The organism is Sandarakinorhabdus rubra, from assembly GCF_010994245.1.
GTDB lineage: Bacteria > Pseudomonadota > Alphaproteobacteria > Sphingomonadales > Sphingomonadaceae > Sandarakinorhabdus > Sandarakinorhabdus rubra.
Genome location: NZ_WMHO01000436.1, coordinates 1 through 759 on the forward strand (window position 1 = coordinate 1; position 759 = coordinate 759).

Below are 759 nucleotides of genomic sequence, written 5' to 3' on the forward strand. Positions count from 1 at the left end.
CGGCAGCGGCGCGCGCGCGCTTGGCACCGCGCTTCTTGCGCGGCGCCGCCAGTGCCGGGTCGCCGGCCACCAGGGCCAGCACCAGCAGTGCGCCAATTGCCTTCAAACCCGCCAAACCACCTCTCCGCCCTTCATTGTCATGCGCACCCGTCCCGCTGTCGGCAGCCCGTCGAACGGCGTGTTGCCGGGGCCATGGAACAGGCGGCTTTCGATACGCCACGGCGCCGCATCGTCAAAGAGCATCACGTCGGCCGGTGCGGCGAGTTGCAGGGTTCCGGCGACAAGCCCGAAGCGGCGGGCCGGATTGCAGGTCAGCATGGCGATCAGACGTGACAGGTCAACAACGCCGTCGCGCACCAGGCCAAGCCCCAGTGCCAGCAGGGTTTCGGCTCCGGCCATGCCGGCGCGTGCCTCGGCAAAGGGCTGGCGCTTGTCGTCCTGGCTCTGCGGATCGTGGCCGGAAGAGAGGATGGAAATGATGCCGCCCTGCACCCCGGCCAGCGTGGCCAGCCGGTCCGTCTCGCACCGCAGCGGCGGCGACAGCCGGGCAAAGCTGCGGAAGCCCGAGACCGCAAGATCGTTGAGGAACAGGTGGGCCGGGGTGACACCGGCCGTCACGTCGACGCCGCGCGCCTGGGCCGCCGCCACGGCCGCCAGCCCTTCCGCGGTCGTGACCTGCCGGATGTGCAGGGCAGCGCCGGTGGCTTCGGCCAGCCGGCAATCGCGCGCAATGGCGAGCGCTTCCGCAAACGCCGGAGC

1 protein-coding gene is annotated in these 759 nt (G+C 71.1%); it reads right to left on the bottom strand.

Annotated elements, in window-relative coordinates:
• Positions 1 to 102: 102 nt before the first annotated feature.
• The coding region (locus tag GJV64_RS15105; protein ID WP_164158345.1) for a dihydroorotase at positions 103 to 759 on the bottom strand (657 nt) is incomplete at its 5' end.